Here is a 13,466-nt window from a genome sequence, read left to right on the forward strand (position 1 = left end):
CGGACGGGCTTTTTTCGTGCCCGGCGTTCCCGGGTGCCCAAGAATTTTAGCTAAAATTCTTGGGCCAAGATTTTTCGTACGAAAAATCTACCGCCTCCCCAAAACGAAACACGCCCCGGAGAAGACTCTCCGGGGCGTGTCTCAATGCTGTAGACGCGGGAGGCGTCAGCCGCGCTCTTCGATGATCTCGACGAGGTGCGGGATCTTCGCGACCATGCCGCGCACCGAGGGGGTGTCCTCGAGCTCGCGGGTCTTGTGCATCTTGTTCAGGCCCAGACCGATGAGGGTCTTGCGCTGGACTTCGGGGCGGCGGATCGGCGAGCCGATCTGCTTCACGACGATGGTTTTAGCCATGGATCTCAGGCCTCCTCAGCGACTTGGCTCGACTCGGCCGGCGCGTCGTCGCGCTTGGGCAGAATGTCGGCCACTTTCTTGCCGCGACGCTGGGCGACGTTGCGCGGCGACTGCTCGCGCTCGAGGCCGGCCAGGGTGGCGCGGATCATGTTGTAGGGGTTCTGCGAGCCGATCGACTTGGCGACCACGTCGTGCACGCCCAGCATCTCGAACACGGCACGCATCGGACCACCGGCGATGATACCGGTACCTTGCGGTGCGGTGCGCATCACAACACGGCCAGCGCCGTGGCGGCCTTCGATATCGTGGTGCAGAGTGCGGCCTTCGCGCAGCGGCACGCGGATCATCTTGCGCTTGGCTTGCTCGGTGGCCTTGCGGATGGCCTCGGGGACCTCCTTGGCCTTGCCCTTGCCAAAGCCGACGCGGCCCTTTTGGTCGCCGACGACGACGAGCGCGGCGAAGCCGAAGCGCTTACCGCCCTTCACGGTCTTGGACACACGGTTGATCGCAACGAGGCGATCGGCGAATTCCGGGGCTTCCTCGCGTTCGCGACGGTTCCCGCGGCGGTTCTCACGTTCTGCCATCAGGCATTCCTTTGTTCAGGGTCGGCGCGCTACGGTCGTCTGACCGGAGCCACCGGGTTGAGGCAATCCAGGTGAGGCGCAGAAGGCGTCTCCCGGATCATCGAGGCGTTTCCGCCTACAAGAACGGGGCAACCGAGGCTGCCCCGAAAGGGATCGCCGGGCGGGGACAGGCCCCGCCGCGACAGATCAGATCTTCAGGCCACCCTCGCGGGCTGCGTCGGCCAGAGCCTTGACGCGACCGTGATAGAGGAAGCCGCCACGGTCGAAATAGGCTTCTTCCACACCGGCGGCCTTGGCACGCTCGGCGATCAGGGCGCCCACTTTCTGGGCCGCTTCCACGTTGCCCTTGCCGACCACGCCCAGGTCCTTCTCCATCGAGGAGGCCGAGGCGAGGGTCACACCGCGAACGTCGTCGATCAGCTGGACGCTGATGTTCTTGTTCGAACGGTGCACCGACAGGCGCACGCGGCCGGCGTTGACCTTGCGAAGCTTGTTCCGGACGCGCAGGCGGCGCTTCTGGAACAGTTGCAGTTTGCTGTTTGCCATTGTCCGCGTCCTTACTTCTTCTTGCCTTCCTTGGCGAAGATGTACTCACCTTTGTAGCGAATACCCTTCCCCTTGTACGGCTCCGGACGGCGCCAGTCGCGGATGTTTGCCGCAACCTGACCGACCTCTTGGGCGTTGTGGCCCTCGACGATGATTTCCGTCGGCTTCGGCGTAGTGACCGTGATGCCCTGCGGAATGTCGAAGTTCACATCGTGGCTGTAGCCCAGGTTCAGCTTCAGGGTCGAACCCTGGACCTGAGCGCGGTAACCCACGCCCTGGATCTCGAGCTCTTTCTTGAAGGTGTTCTGGACGCCGTAGACCATGTTCGCAACGACGGTCCGGGACATGCCCCACTGCTGACGGGCGCGCTTGGAATTGCCGCGCGGCGTCACGGTGATGGTGTTGTCCTCGACCGCGATGGTCACGTCGTCGGTGGCGGTGAAGGTCTGGGCGCCTTTCGGGCCCTTCACTTCAACGGTCTGGCCGCTGACGGATGCGGAAACACCCGAGGGCAGCTCGACCGGCTTTTTCCCAATACGAGACATGCGTCCCTCCTTAGAATACCGTGCAGAGCACCTCGCCGCCGACATTGGCAGCGCGGGCGTTTGCGTCCGACATCACGCCCTTCGGCGTGCTGACAATCGACACACCCAGGCCCTGACGGACCGAGGGGATGTCCTTCACACCCATGTACACGCGACGGCCGGGCTTGGAGACCCGCTGCAGTTCGCGGATGACCGGGGTGCCATCGTAGTACTTGAGGCTGATCTCGAGCGTCGGGTGACCGTTCTTGTCGGTCCCGGACTCGTAGCCGCGGATGTAGCCTTCGTCCGCCAGCACGTCGAGAACCCAGCCGCGCAGCTTCGAGGCGGGGGTCGACACGACCGACTTGCCGCGAAGCTGGGCGTTGCGGATACGGGTGAGCATATCGCCGATAGGATCGTTCATCTCATACCCTCCTTACCAGCTCGATTTCACGACACCGGGAAGCTGGCCGTTCGAGCCGAGGTCGCGCAGGGCGATACGGCTGATCTTGAGCTTGCGGTAGTAGGCGTGGGGACGGCCCGTCAGTTGGCAACGGTTGTGCAGACGGGTCGGCGAGGAATTGCGCGGCAGTTTCGCCAGCTTCAGGCGGGCCTTGAAGCGCTCTTCCATCGGTTTGCTTTCGTCGTTCGCGATCTCTTTGAGCTCAGCGCGCTTGGCGGCGTACTTCTCCACCAGCGCCTGGCGCTTCTTTTCGCGTTCGATCATGGATTTTTTGGCCATGTGTTCGCTCCTCAGGCGTTGAAGGGCATGTTGAAATGCTTCAACAGCGCCTTGGCTTCCGCGTCGGTTGCCGCGGTGGTGGTGATGATGACGTCGATGCCCCAGACCTCGTCGACCTTGTCGAACTCGATCTCCGGGAACACGATGTGCTCCTTGATGCCCATGGCGAAGTTGCCACGGCCGTCGAACGACGGTTTCACGCCGCGGAAGTCGCGGATGCGGGGCATCGCGATGTTCACCAGGCGGTCAAGGAAATCGTACATACGGTCACCACGCAGGGTCACCTTGGCACCCAGCGGCATGTCCTCACGAACGCGGAAGCCGGCGATCGACTTCTTGGCTTTCGTGGTGACGGCCATCTGGCCGGCGATCTTGGTCAGGTCTTCCTGAGCCGATTTCGCCTTCTTGGAGTCGCGCACGGCCTCGGCACCGCAGCCGATGTTCAGGACGATCTTGTCCAGACGCGGGATCTGCATGTCGTTGGTGTAGCCGAACTCTTCTTTGAGAGCGGCCTTGATCGTGTCGCGGAACTGCGTCTTGAGACGCGGGGTATAGGTCGCGGTATCAAGCATCGATCACGTCCCCCGTGGTCTTGGCGTAACGGACCTTCTTGTCGCCTTCCATGCGGAAGCCAACGCGGGTCGGTTTGCCGTTGGCATCGACGATGGCGAGGTTCGACAGGTCGAGGGGCATCGCCTGCGGCAGACGGCCGCCCTGCGAGTCCTGCGACTGGCGGGTGTGACGGATCGCCATGTTCACGCCGCCGACGATGGCCTTGCCAGCCTTCGGATCGACGGATTCGATGGTCCCGGTCTTGCCCTTGTCCTTGCCGGCAAGAACGATGACCTTGTCACCTTTTTTCAGCTTGGCAGCCATCAGAGCACCTCCGGCGCGAGCGAGATGATCTTCATGAAGTTCTTCGCGCGCAGCTCGCGAACGACCGGCCCGAAGATACGGGTGCCGACCGGCTCGCCCGCGTTGTTCAGGATGACGGCCGCGTTGCGGTCGAAGCGGATGGACGTGCCGTCTTCACGGCGGACTTCCTTGGCGGTGCGCACGACGACGGCCTTGCGGACGTCACCCTTCTTCACGCGGCCGCGCGGAATGGCCTCTTTCACCGAGACGACGATGATGTCGCCGACCGATGCGTAGCGGCGATGCGAGCCGCCGAGGACCTTGATGCACTGAACTTTCCGGGCACCGGAGTTGTCAGCGACATCCAGATTGGTCTGCATCTGGATCATGTGGTTTCTCCCGACCTTTGGGGGTTGTTCTAGGTCTACCCCCCAGGGTTTCGATCAAACTGGGCTGTGGGCGGATTATTCCGCGATCACTTCCCAGCGCTTCGTCTTCGACTTCGGCGCGCATTCGATGATGCGGACGCTGTCGCCGACTGCGAACTTTTCCGCCTCGTCGTGAGCGCGGTACTTCTTCGACTTCTTGATGGTCTTCTGCAGCACGGGGTGCTTGAAGCGGCGGACCACCTGGACCGTGACGGTCTGAGCGTTGGCGGTGGAGGTCACGGTGCCTTGCAGGATACGCTTGGGCATGGGGTTAACTCCTTATTCCGCCGAAGCCGCGGCAGCGGCTTTCTGGTTCAGCACGGTCTTCACGCGCGCCACGTCACGACGGACCTGGCGGATGCGTGCGGTGTTTTCGATGGCTCCGGTGGCCTTCTGGAAGCGGAGGTTGAAGGCCTCCTTCTTCAGGGCCACGAGCTCGTCCCGGAGCTGGTCCGGGGTCTTCGAGCTAAGCTCTTTGGCGTCCATAGCGGTCGCTCCTTTGTTGCAACATCACCGGAGAGCCCCGTCGTTATGCGGGTCACCCTGATTCCCGGTGGAGGTGGATGAGCGCGCTCTATAGGCCGGGATCGCGCATAAGGCAAGGGCTTTGGGGCCTGTTGCGCCCTGCCCGCCTCCCCCGCCTCCAATCCGCTGCCGGCTTCAGCCTCCATCCCGTGGCTCCGACCCGCCTTGCGGCATCTCAAAGCGCTCACATTCCTGCGGCACTATATTATCCACACGGGGCGCCGCGCCCCGGAGGAGGATCCCTATGTCGCGCCAGCAGATCATGTCCATCGCCACCGCGAGCCTGCTTGCGGCCTGCACCGCCAGCCCACAGCCGACACCCGGTTCGTCAAACCCGGATCTGCGCGGCCTGCCACTGCCCTCCGAGGTCCGCTCCGAACTTGCCGCCGAAATGGGCGCCCTTGCCACCCCGCAAGCCCGTCAGGCCTGCTCGGCGAGGGAGCTCGAATTCGCCGGCACCTCGATGCGCCTGATGGCGGTCCTCATGACCAGTGAGGAAACCCGTCCGTGGTCGCCCACAGAGACCGCCGCCGTCGAGACGTTGCAGAGCCGGTGGCAAAGCCTCGGCGGCGACGGCGTCACGATGTCGGAGCAATGCCTCTCGGCGATAGAACCGGTTTGAGCGGGCTCACTCCCACTTGTAGTTGAAGCTCACCGAGATGCGCTCATCTTCCGCCGTGTTGGGCGGCACCTCGTGGCGCAGCCAGGATTCCCAGAGCAGGATGTCGCCCACCGCCGGCGCCTCGTAGACGAAGGTCTTGAGCTCCTCGCGGCAGCCCTTGCGGCGCGCCGGCGCGGCCATCATGAAGCCCAGCCGCGGGTCCTCGAGCTTCAGCGCCGAAGTGCCGTCGGGCATCGAGACATAGGTCGTCCCCGAGATCACCGAGTGCGGGTGGATATGCGAGCTGTGCGTCCCGCCCTCGGGCAGGATGTTGATCCAGATATCCTCGACCACCAGCTTCTTGTTGCCGAGATCGAACTCGAGATCCTCGGCAAAGGCCGCGACATGCTTGTCGATCGCCTCGACCAGCGCCGCGAAGATCGGGAAGCGCCACGGCAGGTCGGTCAGCGAGGCATAGGAGGTGTAGCCCGGGTAGTTGTTTTCGTCGCACCATTCCTGCCCGGCCTCGTCATCCTCGGCGATAGACCAGCAGGAGGCCTCCAGCTCGTCAAAATCGATGGCGGGCGCCTGCTCGGAGAGCGGGGCGCGGTACAGGCGGGTCGCGAAGAGGGAGCGGATCTGGGTCATGCCCCGCTCATAGCGCGAGTCGTGGAAACTGGCGAGAGGCAAGCTTTTGTTAAGAGCTCTGTGCGATGCTTCAAGACAGGTCCCAGATGCCACTCACGGCCTGCAAACCGAGGCGTCGCCCTCCCGGCTTGCCTCTCGATGGCTCCATGTCTGCTGCGGCCGCTCTCTCGACGGCCGGGCGGCCAGAACGGCTCGGCCACCGCTCACGAACCCCTTCGCCGCCCCTCGGCGGCGAAGCAGGCCAATGACCTTGGCCGATGAACCCGGACGAGGTCAAAATGGCCCTCCTGCGCGCGCTTCTGGCGCTATCGATCCTGATCGCCCCCCTGCCGGGTCTTGCCGCGGCATTTTTACCTCTGCAGGGGGGCGGACAACCGCTCCTGCAACAAAGGCAGTCACTCTTCGGGTCCTCCGCGCCGCGTCGAGAGCAGGAGAGCCCGGGGGACGGGCCCTCATCGTATGCGCCGGGGAGCACCTCCCGGAAGGCCGAGCTTGCAAGCCTCGGGCCGGCGAGCCTCTTTGCCGGTCGTCGCGCCGGCGGGCTCTTTGCCCCCGTCGCGCCCCGTGCCGTGCCCCTGCTGCTTGGCCCCCTCACCGGCCCCGCTGCTCATCTGCGCAACATCATCGCGCTCGCGGAGGCCGGCCCCGCCGGCTATGACGCCGTGCAGCACGGCGCCCGCATTAGGCCACCCCGGGCGCCCACACGCCTGACTCTGGCGCAGATCTTCCAGTGGATCGCCGACACCCCCGGCCAGCCCCACGCCATCGGGCGCTACCAGTTCATCCCCGACACGCTGCGCCGGCTCGTCCACCGCGCCGGCCTGCCACGCAACACCCGGTTTTCGCCGCAGGTCCAGGACCGGCTCGCAGACCTGCTGCTGCTCGACGCCGGGCTGGGCGAGCTTCAGGCGGAAACCCTCACCCGTACGCAGTTCATGAACAACCTCGCGCAGATCTGGGCCGGCCTGCCGACCTCCAGCGGTCGCTCGCATTACCACGGCTATGCCGGCAACAAGGCCACCATGAGCTGGGCGCGGTTCGAACGGGAAGTGTCTCGCGTGCTGCCGGACTAGCGTCCTCCCCCGCCTTGCGGGGCAAAAAGAAAAGACCCCCGCCAGTCGCCTGGCGGGGGGCTCGATCTTGTTCTCAAGCGCGGAAGCGCCCGATCTTACCAGTCTTCGCGAACGACGACGCGGGTCTTGATCGGCAGCTTCATCGCGGCAAGGCGCAGAGCTTCGCGTGCGACATCTTCGGCAACGCCGTCGATCTCGAACATCACGCGGCCCGGCTTGACCTTGCAGGCCCAGTAATCGACCGAGCCCTTACCTTTACCCATCCGGACTTCGGTGGGCTTCGAGGTGACCGGGGTATCCGGGAAGATCCGGATCCAGACGCGACCCTGACGCTTCATGTGACGCGTCATGGCACGACGGGCTGCCTCGATCTGGCGCGCGGTGACGCGCTCGGGCTGAAGAGCCTTGAGACCGTAGTGACCAAAGTTCAGATCAGAGCCGCCCTTGGCTTCACCCTTGATCCGGCCCTTGAACATCTTGCGGAATTTTGTGCGTTTCGGTTGCAGCATCAGTCAAACTCCCTCAGCGACGGCCGCCCATGGCGCCGCGCGGAGCCGGACCGTCCTGGATTTCCTGCGACTTGCGATCGCGGGCAGCCGGGTCGTGCTCCATGATCTCGCCTTTGAAGATCCAGACCTTGATCCCGATGATACCATAGGGGGTCGTGGCTTCGACGTGCGAGTAATCGATGTCGGCGCGCAGGGTGTGCAGCGGCACACGGCCTTCGCGATACCATTCGGTACGGGCGATCTCGGCACCGCCGAGACGACCAGCGACGTTCACACGGATGCCGAGGGCACCCATGCGCATGGCGTTCTGGACCGCGCGCTTCATGGCACGGCGGAACGACACACGACGCTCGAGCTGCTGCGCGATGCTCTCACCCACGAGGCGGGCGTCAAGCTCGGGCTTGCGGACCTCGACGATGTTGAGGTGCAGCTCGCTGTCGGTCATCTTCGCCAGCTTCTTGCGCAGGACTTCGATGTCCGCGCCTTTCTTGCCGATGATGACACCCGGGCGTGCGGTGTGAACGGTCACGCGGCACTTCTTGTGCGGACGCTCGATGATCACGCGCGCAACGCCGGCCTGCTTGCACTCTTCGTGGATGAACTCGCGGATCGCGATGTCTTCCAGAAGCAGGTCGCCGTAATCCTTGGTGTCAGCGTACCAACGGCTGTCCCAGGTGCGGTTGACCTGAAGACGCATGCCGATCGGATTGGTCTTGTTACCCATTAGGCTTGCTCCTCGATCTGACGCACCTTGATGGTGAGTTCCGAGAACGGCTTGTTGATGCGGCCAAAGCGGCCACGGGCACGGGGACGACCGCGCTTCATCACAAGGTTCTTGCCCACATAGGCCTCGGCGACGACGAGCTCGTCAACGTCCAGACCGTGGTTGTTCTCGGCGTTCGCGATAGCGGACTGAAGGCACTTCTTCACGTCCACGGCGATCCGCTTCTTCGAGAAGGTCAGGTCCGTGAGGGCCTTTTCCACCTTCTTGCCACGGATCAGCGCGGCCACCAGGTTCAGCTTCTGCGGCGACGTACGCAGCATGCGCAGCTTCGCCATTGCCTCGTTGTCCGCCACGCGGCGGGGATTCTTATCCTTGCCCATGGCTTACTTCCTCTTGGCTTTCTTGTCGGCAGCGTGACCGTAATAGGTACGGGTCGGCGCGTATTCACCGAATTTCTGACCGATCATGTCTTCCGACACGTTGACCGGAACATGCTTCTGGCCGTTGTAGACGCCAAACGTCAGACCCACGAACTGGGGCAGGATCGTCGAGCGGCGCGACCAGATTTTGATGACTTCGTTCTTGCCGCTTTCGCGTACCTTCTCGGCCTTCTTCAGGACGTAGGCATCAACGAAAGGGCCTTTCCAAACAGAGCGCGACATGTGTTAGCGACCCTTCTTCTTGGCGTGACGCGAGCGGATGATGAGCTTCTGCGACGCCTTGTTGGTGTCGCGGGTCCGCTTGCCCTTGGTCGGCTTGCCCCAGGGCGTCACCGGGTGACGACCACCGGAGGTCCGGCCTTCACCACCACCGTGCGGGTGGTCGATCGGGTTCATCACGACGCCGCGGACGCTCGGACGCTTGCCCATGTGGCGGACGCGGCCGGCTTTACCGAGGTTCTGGTTGCTGTTGTCGGGGTTCGACACGGCACCGACGGTGGCCATGCATTCCTGACGCACCATGCGCAGCTCGCCCGAGGACAGGCGGATCTGGGCGTAGCCACCGTCACGGCCGACGAACTGGGCGTAGGTGCCCGCGGCGCGTGCGATCTGACCGCCCTTGCCCGGCTTCAGCTCGATGTTGTGCACGATGGTACCGATCGGGAGGCCCGAGAACGGCATCGCGTTGCCCGGCTTGATGTCAGCCTTGGCCGAAGCGACGACCTTGTCGCCGATGGCCAGACGCTGCGGCGCCAGGATGTAGGCCTGCTCACCGTCATCATACTGGATGAGGGCGATGAACGCGGTCCGGTTGGGGTCGTATTCGATGCGAACGACGATGCCGTTCACGTCAAACTTGTTGCGCTTGAAATCGACGATCCGGTAGAGACGCTTCGCGCCACCGCCACGGCGGCGTGCAGTGATCCGTCCGGTGTTGTTCCGGCCGCCCGACTTGGTCAGACCCTCGGTGAGGGCCTTGACGGGACGTCCTTTGTACAGCTCCGAACGGTCGATCAGCACCAGCCCGCGCTGGCCCGGCGTCGTCGGTTTGTACGACTTGAGTGCCATGCTTCTGTCTTCCGTTTGCAGAACGGGTGAAACGGGTCCACCCTATGTGTGAGCCCCCTCGATCCCGGATGGATCCGCAGGTGGCCGATGGTATAGGCCCCCGAAGGTGCCCGGTTCGATGCCCGGCAAATACGTGGAACGGATCGGCGTGGGCAAAACGCGAAGCCCCGGACGAATCCGGGGCCGTAGCGGATGGGGTCGTTTAGGTGATCCACCGCGAGAGGTCAAGGCCCGTCGCGAGACCGCATCCAGACAGCATCGGGAAGCCTGCCAGCCCCCCTGCCCCGCGGCTCGGAAGGCCCGATCCACGCGCCGCCGAGAACGCGAAAAGCCCCCGGTCTCCCGGGGGCTCCTCGAATGTCGTGCAATCGCTGTGAGACGATCAGAGGCCGGTCGACACGTCGATCGAGTTGCCCTCTTCGAGGGTCACGTAGGCCTTCTTCACGTCGTTCCGGCGGCCGAGCTGGCCACGGAAGCGCTTCACCTTGCCCTTGGTGATGGTGGTGTTCACGGCCTTGACCTTGACACCGAAGAGCGCCTCGACGGCCTCTTTCACCTGGGGTTTGGTCGCGTCGATCGACACTTCGAAGACAACCGCGCCGTTCTCGGACGCCATGGTCGACTTCTCGGTGATGATCGGCTTGCGGATCACGTCGTAATGTTCGGGCTTCGCACTCATTTCAGTCGAGCCTCCAGAGCTTCGACACCCGCTTTGGTGAGCACCAGGGTGTCACGCTTGAGGATGTCATACACGTTGGCACCCATGCTGGGCAGCACGTCGAGGCCTTCGATGTTCGCCGCGGCGCGGGCGAAGTTCTCGTTGACCTCGGCACCGTCGATGACCAGGGCCCGCTTCCAGCCGAGGTTCTTGACCTGGCTTGCGAGGGTCTTGGTCTTGCCGTCGGCGTCGGCGTTCTCGATGATCACGAGGCTGCCGGCTTTCGCCTTGGCGGACAGTGCGAGCTTGAGACCCAGCTGACGAACCTTCTTGGGAAGGTCGTGGGCGTGGCTGCGCGGGGTCGGACCCTTGTAGATACCACCCTTGCGGAAGATCGGCGCCTTGCGGGAGCCGTGGCGTGCGCCGCCGGTGCCCTTCTGGCGATAGATCTTCTTGGTCGAGTAGCTCACTTCCGAGCGGGTCTTGACCTTGTGGGTACCGGCCTGCGCCTTGTTGCGCTGCCAGCGGACCACGCGGTGCAGGATGTCGGCGCGCGGCTCGAGATCGAAGATCTCGTCCGTCAGCTCGACTTCGCCCGCGGCACCGCCGTCGAGTTTGATCACGTCGAGTTTCATTCGTCGCCTTCCTTCTTCTCGGCCGCGATTTCCGCTTCAGCGGCTTTCAGGGCCTCTGCTTCGGCTGCTGCCTGCTCTGCGGCGGCTGCTTCGGCTGCTGCGGCTTCCTCGGCGGCGGCCTGTGCGGCGGCTTCCTCGGCGGCTTTCGCGGCTTCCTCAGCGGCGGACTTCAGGGCGGCGGGCAGGATTGCGTTCTCGGGGAACGGCTTCTTGACCGCGTCCTTGATCGTCACCCAGCCACCTTTCGAGCCCGGAACCGCGCCCTTGATCATGATGATGCCGCGCGATGCGTCGGTCTTCACAACCTGCAGGTTCTGCGTGGTGACACGGACGGCACCCATGTGGCCGGCCATCTTCTTGCCTTTGAAGACCTTGCCCGGATCCTGACACTGACCGGTCGAACCGTGCGAACGGTGCGAGATCGACACACCGTGCGTGGCGCGAAGGCCGCCGAAGTTGTGCCGCTTCATGGCACCGGCGAAACCCTTACCGATGGTCGTGCCGGACACGTCCACGTACTGGCCTTCGAAGTAATGATCAGCGGTGATTTCCTCACCGACGCCGATCAGGTTCTCGGCATCGACGCGGAATTCCGCGATCTTCCGCTTCGGCTCCACCTTGGCAACGGCGAAATGGCCGCGCATCGGCTTGGAGACGTTCTTCGCCTTGATCGAGCCCGCGCCGAGCTGAACGGCGGTGTAGCCGTCCTTGTCGCTGGTCCGCTGGGCAACGACCTGGCAGCCGTCGAGTTGGAGAACGGTCACAGGAACCTGCTTGCCGTCTTCCAGGAAAAGCCGGGTCATGCCGACTTTCTTTGCGATCACTCCAGAGCGCATCATCAGTTGCTCTCCTTACACCTTGATCTCGACATCCACGCCGGCGGCGAGGTCGAGCTTCATGAGCGCGTCCACCGTCTGCGGGGTCGGATCGACGATGTCGAGCAGCCGCTTGTGGGTGCGGATCTCGAACTGGTCGCGGGATTTCTTGTTCACGTGGGGGCCACGCAGAACGGTGAATTTCTCGATCTTGTTCGGCAGCGGGATCGGCCCGCGCACCTGCGCGCCCGTCCGCTTGGCGGTGTTCACGATTTCCTGCGTCGAAGCATCGAGGACGCGGTAATCGAACGCCTTGAGCCGGATGCGAATGTTCTGGCTTTGCATGTTCGGTCTGCCTTTTCATAGGCGTGAGAGTTGAGAGGAGGAGACAGGACCATCCCGCCCCCTCTTCGAACCCGTTCGGGCGCGGCCGAGGCCCCTGCCCTAAGACATGATGGGTGCCGAAGCACCCATCAGTATTCCAAGCTGGCGCGCCGGATAAGGCCGGACGCGCCTGCTGTCAAGATCACTCGACGATCTTGGAGACGACGCCGGAGCCGACGGTGCGGCCGCCTTCGCGGATGGCGAAGCGGAGGCCGTCTTCCATGGCGATCGGGGCGATCAGCTCGACCACGAACTTCAGGTTGTCGCCGGGCATGACCATCTCGGTACCCTCGGGGAGGGTCACGGTGCCGGTCACGTCGGTGGTCCGGAAGTAGAACTGCGGACGGTAGTTCGCGAAGAACGGCGTGTGACGGCCACCTTCTTCCTTGGTCAGGATGTAGACCTCGGCTTCGAACTTGGTGTGCGGGGTCACGGAGCCCGGCTTGCAGAGAACCTGGCCACGCTCGACGCCCTCACGGTCCACACCGCGCAGCAGTGCGCCGATGTTGTCGCCGGCTTCGCCGCGATCGAGCAGCTTGCGGAACATCTCGACACCGGTGCAGGTGGTTTTCTTGGTGTCGCGGATGCCGACGATCTCGATCTCGTCGCCAACGTTGATCACGCCACGCTCGACACGGCCGGTCACAACGGTGCCGCGACCCGAGATCGAGAACACGTCTTCGATCGGCATCAGGAACGGCTGGTCGACAGCGCGCTCCGGCTGCGGGATGTACTCGTCCACGGCAGCCATCAGTTCCTTGATCTTGTTCTCGCCGATTTCCGGATCACGGCCTTCCATCGCCGCAAGCGCCGAGCCCGCGATGATCGGAATGTCGTCGCCCGGGAAGTCGTACTCGGAGAGCAGCTCGCGGACTTCCATCTCGACGAGCTCGAGGAGCTCCTCGTCGTCCACCTGGTCGACCTTGTTCAGGAACACGACCATGGCGGGGATGCCCACCTGGCGGCCCAGCAGGATGTGCTCGCGGGTCTGCGGCATCGGGCCGTCAGCTGCGTTCACAACCAGGATCGCGCCGTCCATCTGCGCAGCACCGGTGATCATGTTCTTCACGTAGTCGGCGTGGCCGGGGCAGTCGACGTGGGCGTAGTGACGCGCCTCGGTCTCGTACTCCACGTGCGCGGTCGAGATCGTGATGCCGCGGGCTTTCTCTTCCGGTGCGCCGTCGATCTGGTCGTACGCCTTGAAGTCACCGAAATACTTGGTGATCGCCGCCGTCAGCGTCGTCTTGCCGTGGTCGACGTGACCGATCGTGCCGATGTTGCAGTGCGGTTTGCCGCGCTCAAACTTTTCCTTTGCCATGCGAAAGGCTCCTTTTTCTGTCAGGTGGTGGGCAC

At 63.9% G+C, this 13,466-nt stretch carries 24 protein-coding genes; 2 read left to right on the forward strand and 22 right to left on the reverse strand.

Annotated elements, in window-relative coordinates:
* Window positions 1-165: 165 nt before the first annotated feature.
* The 11 genes from rpmD to rpmC form a co-directional block, all read right to left on the reverse strand.
* Window positions 166-354 (reverse strand): 50S ribosomal protein L30, encoded by a 189-nt coding sequence (gene rpmD / locus KUV62_RS01080; protein ID WP_222601840.1) that lies wholly within the window; start codon window positions 352-354, stop codon window positions 166-168.
* A 5-nt stretch (window positions 355-359) separates the two neighbouring features.
* A complete protein-coding gene (gene rpsE / locus KUV62_RS01085) occupies window positions 360-938 on the reverse strand; it encodes a 30S ribosomal protein S5 (RefSeq protein WP_222601841.1) in 579 nt (192 codons plus the stop codon).
* A 186-nt stretch (window positions 939-1,124) separates the two neighbouring features.
* On the reverse strand, window positions 1,125-1,484 hold the full coding sequence (rplR, locus tag KUV62_RS01090) for a 50S ribosomal protein L18 (protein WP_222601842.1): 360 nt from the start codon (window positions 1,482-1,484) through the stop codon (window positions 1,125-1,127).
* A gap of 11 nt (window positions 1,485-1,495) precedes the next feature.
* Window positions 1,496-2,029: a 50S ribosomal protein L6 gene (gene rplF / locus KUV62_RS01095; RefSeq protein WP_222601843.1), complete on the reverse strand. Its 534-nt coding sequence runs from the start codon at window positions 2,027-2,029 to the stop codon at window positions 1,496-1,498.
* 10 nt (window positions 2,030-2,039) lie between these two features.
* Window positions 2,040-2,432, reverse strand: a complete 393-nt coding sequence (gene rpsH / locus KUV62_RS01100) for a 30S ribosomal protein S8 (RefSeq protein WP_222601844.1) — start codon at window positions 2,430-2,432, stop codon at window positions 2,040-2,042.
* A gap of 12 nt (window positions 2,433-2,444) precedes the next feature.
* Entirely contained in the window at window positions 2,445-2,750 is a 306-nt protein-coding gene (rpsN, locus tag KUV62_RS01105) for a 30S ribosomal protein S14 (protein ID WP_222601845.1), read from the reverse strand.
* An 11-nt stretch (window positions 2,751-2,761) separates the two neighbouring features.
* Complete coding sequence (gene rplE / locus KUV62_RS01110) at window positions 2,762-3,322, reverse strand: 50S ribosomal protein L5 (RefSeq protein WP_222601846.1); 561 nt, start codon at window positions 3,320-3,322, stop codon at window positions 2,762-2,764.
* Window positions 3,315-3,626 carry a 50S ribosomal protein L24 gene (gene rplX / locus KUV62_RS01115; protein WP_222601847.1) on the reverse strand — a complete coding sequence of 104 codons (312 nt, stop codon included), beginning with the start codon at window positions 3,624-3,626 and terminating at the stop codon, window positions 3,315-3,317. The genes rplE and rplX overlap by 8 nt, the downstream gene beginning before the upstream one ends.
* Entirely contained in the window at window positions 3,626-3,994 is a 369-nt protein-coding gene (gene rplN / locus KUV62_RS01120; RefSeq protein WP_023851005.1) for a 50S ribosomal protein L14, read from the reverse strand. The genes rplX and rplN overlap by 1 nt, the downstream gene beginning before the upstream one ends.
* Window positions 3,995-4,069: 75 nt before the next feature.
* Window positions 4,070-4,300, reverse strand: coding sequence for a 30S ribosomal protein S17 (rpsQ, locus tag KUV62_RS01125; protein ID WP_222601848.1), 231 nt, complete (start codon window positions 4,298-4,300; stop codon window positions 4,070-4,072).
* Between the two features lie 12 nt (window positions 4,301-4,312).
* The gene (gene rpmC / locus KUV62_RS01130) at window positions 4,313-4,519 is read right to left on the reverse strand and encodes a 50S ribosomal protein L29 (protein WP_007792750.1); all 207 of its coding nucleotides are present in this window, start codon (window positions 4,517-4,519) and stop codon (window positions 4,313-4,315) included.
* Window positions 4,520-4,802: 283 nt separating this feature from the next.
* Between rpmC and KUV62_RS01135 the strand changes: the two genes are divergently transcribed.
* Window positions 4,803-5,180 carry a hypothetical protein gene (locus tag KUV62_RS01135; protein WP_222601849.1) on the forward strand — a complete coding sequence of 126 codons (378 nt, stop codon included), beginning with the start codon at window positions 4,803-4,805 and terminating at the stop codon, window positions 5,178-5,180.
* 6 nt (window positions 5,181-5,186) lie between these two features.
* Here KUV62_RS01135 and KUV62_RS01140 read toward each other — a convergent pair whose 3' ends face one another.
* Window positions 5,187-5,807 (reverse strand): TIGR02466 family protein, encoded by a 621-nt coding sequence (locus KUV62_RS01140; RefSeq protein WP_222601850.1) that lies wholly within the window; start codon window positions 5,805-5,807, stop codon window positions 5,187-5,189.
* A 257-nt stretch (window positions 5,808-6,064) separates the two neighbouring features.
* Here KUV62_RS01140 and KUV62_RS01145 point away from each other — a divergent pair, with 257 nt between their 5' ends.
* Window positions 6,065-6,880, forward strand: coding sequence for a hypothetical protein (locus KUV62_RS01145; RefSeq protein WP_261395149.1), 816 nt, complete (start codon window positions 6,065-6,067; stop codon window positions 6,878-6,880).
* Window positions 6,881-6,975: 95 nt separating this feature from the next.
* On the opposite strand, the gene rplP is transcribed toward KUV62_RS01145, so the two are convergent.
* The 10 genes from rplP to tuf all read right to left on the reverse strand — a co-directional run bounded on the left by rplP (window position 6,976) and on the right by tuf (window position 13,431).
* Window positions 6,976-7,389, reverse strand: a complete 414-nt coding sequence (rplP, locus tag KUV62_RS01150) for a 50S ribosomal protein L16 (protein ID WP_007792765.1) — start codon at window positions 7,387-7,389, stop codon at window positions 6,976-6,978.
* Between the two features lie 13 nt (window positions 7,390-7,402).
* Window positions 7,403-8,113 carry a 30S ribosomal protein S3 gene (rpsC, locus tag KUV62_RS01155; protein ID WP_222601851.1) on the reverse strand — a complete coding sequence of 237 codons (711 nt, stop codon included), beginning with the start codon at window positions 8,111-8,113 and terminating at the stop codon, window positions 7,403-7,405.
* Entirely contained in the window at window positions 8,113-8,493 is a 381-nt protein-coding gene (gene rplV, locus KUV62_RS01160; protein WP_007792768.1) for a 50S ribosomal protein L22, read from the reverse strand. Before rplV ends, rpsC begins: the two co-directional genes overlap by 1 nt.
* Window positions 8,494-8,496: 3 nt before the next feature.
* Window positions 8,497-8,775 (reverse strand): 30S ribosomal protein S19, encoded by a 279-nt coding sequence (gene rpsS, locus KUV62_RS01165; RefSeq protein WP_008883583.1) that lies wholly within the window; start codon window positions 8,773-8,775, stop codon window positions 8,497-8,499.
* 3 nt (window positions 8,776-8,778) lie between these two features.
* Window positions 8,779-9,621: a 50S ribosomal protein L2 gene (gene rplB / locus KUV62_RS01170; RefSeq protein ID WP_222601852.1), complete on the reverse strand. Its 843-nt coding sequence runs from the start codon at window positions 9,619-9,621 to the stop codon at window positions 8,779-8,781.
* 382 nt (window positions 9,622-10,003) lie between these two features.
* Window positions 10,004-10,300, reverse strand: a complete 297-nt coding sequence (locus KUV62_RS01175) for a 50S ribosomal protein L23 (RefSeq protein ID WP_222601853.1) — start codon at window positions 10,298-10,300, stop codon at window positions 10,004-10,006.
* A complete protein-coding gene (rplD, locus tag KUV62_RS01180) occupies window positions 10,297-10,914 on the reverse strand; it encodes a 50S ribosomal protein L4 (RefSeq protein WP_222601854.1) in 618 nt (205 codons plus the stop codon). The genes KUV62_RS01175 and rplD overlap by 4 nt, the downstream gene beginning before the upstream one ends.
* Window positions 10,911-11,753, reverse strand: a complete 843-nt coding sequence (rplC, locus tag KUV62_RS01185; protein ID WP_222601855.1) for a 50S ribosomal protein L3 — start codon at window positions 11,751-11,753, stop codon at window positions 10,911-10,913. The genes rplD and rplC overlap by 4 nt, the downstream gene beginning before the upstream one ends.
* A gap of 12 nt (window positions 11,754-11,765) precedes the next feature.
* Window positions 11,766-12,074, reverse strand: coding sequence for a 30S ribosomal protein S10 (rpsJ, locus tag KUV62_RS01190; protein WP_007792792.1), 309 nt, complete (start codon window positions 12,072-12,074; stop codon window positions 11,766-11,768).
* Between the two features lie 181 nt (window positions 12,075-12,255).
* The gene (tuf, locus tag KUV62_RS01195; RefSeq protein ID WP_222601856.1) at window positions 12,256-13,431 is read right to left on the reverse strand and encodes an elongation factor Tu; all 1,176 of its coding nucleotides are present in this window, start codon (window positions 13,429-13,431) and stop codon (window positions 12,256-12,258) included.
* Window positions 13,432-13,466 lie beyond the last annotated feature (35 nt).

The organism is Salipiger bermudensis (assembly GCF_019801965.1).
GTDB classification, from domain to species: Bacteria; Pseudomonadota; Alphaproteobacteria; order Rhodobacterales; family Rhodobacteraceae; genus Salipiger; species Salipiger bermudensis_A.

Excerpts from the sequence above, each read along its gene's own strand:
- rpmD (WP_222601840.1), bottom strand. The coding sequence starts at position 354 with ATGGCTAAAACCATCGTCGTGAAGCAGATCGGCTCGCCGATCCGCCGC.
- rpsE (WP_222601841.1), bottom strand. The coding sequence starts at position 938 with ATGGCAGAACGTGAGAACCGCCGCGGGAACCGTCGCGAACGCGAGGAA.
- rplR (WP_222601842.1), bottom strand. The coding sequence starts at position 1,484 with ATGGCAAACAGCAAACTGCAACTGTTCCAGAAGCGCCGCCTGCGCGTC.
- rplF (WP_222601843.1), bottom strand. The coding sequence starts at position 2,029 with ATGTCTCGTATTGGGAAAAAGCCGGTCGAGCTGCCCTCGGGTGTTTCC.
- rpsH (WP_222601844.1), bottom strand. The coding sequence starts at position 2,432 with ATGAACGATCCTATCGGCGATATGCTCACCCGTATCCGCAACGCCCAG.
- rpsN (WP_222601845.1), bottom strand. The coding sequence starts at position 2,750 with ATGGCCAAAAAATCCATGATCGAACGCGAAAAGAAGCGCCAGGCGCTG.
- rplE (WP_222601846.1), bottom strand. The coding sequence starts at position 3,322 with ATGCTTGATACCGCGACCTATACCCCGCGTCTCAAGACGCAGTTCCGC.
- rplX (WP_222601847.1), bottom strand. The coding sequence starts at position 3,626 with ATGGCTGCCAAGCTGAAAAAAGGTGACAAGGTCATCGTTCTTGCCGGC.
- rplN (WP_023851005.1), bottom strand. The coding sequence starts at position 3,994 with ATGATCCAGATGCAGACCAATCTGGATGTCGCTGACAACTCCGGTGCC.
- rpsQ (WP_222601848.1), bottom strand. The coding sequence starts at position 4,300 with ATGCCCAAGCGTATCCTGCAAGGCACCGTGACCTCCACCGCCAACGCT.
- rpmC (WP_007792750.1), bottom strand. The coding sequence starts at position 4,519 with ATGGACGCCAAAGAGCTTAGCTCGAAGACCCCGGACCAGCTCCGGGAC.
- KUV62_RS01135 (WP_222601849.1), top strand. The coding sequence starts at position 4,803 with ATGTCGCGCCAGCAGATCATGTCCATCGCCACCGCGAGCCTGCTTGCG.
- KUV62_RS01140 (WP_222601850.1), bottom strand. The coding sequence starts at position 5,807 with ATGACCCAGATCCGCTCCCTCTTCGCGACCCGCCTGTACCGCGCCCCG.
- KUV62_RS01145 (WP_261395149.1), top strand. The coding sequence starts at position 6,065 with ATGAACCCGGACGAGGTCAAAATGGCCCTCCTGCGCGCGCTTCTGGCG.
- rplP (WP_007792765.1), bottom strand. The coding sequence starts at position 7,389 with ATGCTGCAACCGAAACGCACAAAATTCCGCAAGATGTTCAAGGGCCGG.
- rpsC (WP_222601851.1), bottom strand. The coding sequence starts at position 8,113 with ATGGGTAACAAGACCAATCCGATCGGCATGCGTCTTCAGGTCAACCGC.
- rplV (WP_007792768.1), bottom strand. The coding sequence starts at position 8,493 with ATGGGCAAGGATAAGAATCCCCGCCGCGTGGCGGACAACGAGGCAATG.
- rpsS (WP_008883583.1), bottom strand. The coding sequence starts at position 8,775 with ATGTCGCGCTCTGTTTGGAAAGGCCCTTTCGTTGATGCCTACGTCCTG.
- rplB (WP_222601852.1), bottom strand. The coding sequence starts at position 9,621 with ATGGCACTCAAGTCGTACAAACCGACGACGCCGGGCCAGCGCGGGCTG.
- KUV62_RS01175 (WP_222601853.1), bottom strand. The coding sequence starts at position 10,300 with ATGAGTGCGAAGCCCGAACATTACGACGTGATCCGCAAGCCGATCATC.
- rplD (WP_222601854.1), bottom strand. The coding sequence starts at position 10,914 with ATGAAACTCGACGTGATCAAACTCGACGGCGGTGCCGCGGGCGAAGTC.
- rplC (WP_222601855.1), bottom strand. The coding sequence starts at position 11,753 with ATGATGCGCTCTGGAGTGATCGCAAAGAAAGTCGGCATGACCCGGCTT.
- rpsJ (WP_007792792.1), bottom strand. The coding sequence starts at position 12,074 with ATGCAAAGCCAGAACATTCGCATCCGGCTCAAGGCGTTCGATTACCGC.
- tuf (WP_222601856.1), bottom strand. The coding sequence starts at position 13,431 with ATGGCAAAGGAAAAGTTTGAGCGCGGCAAACCGCACTGCAACATCGGC.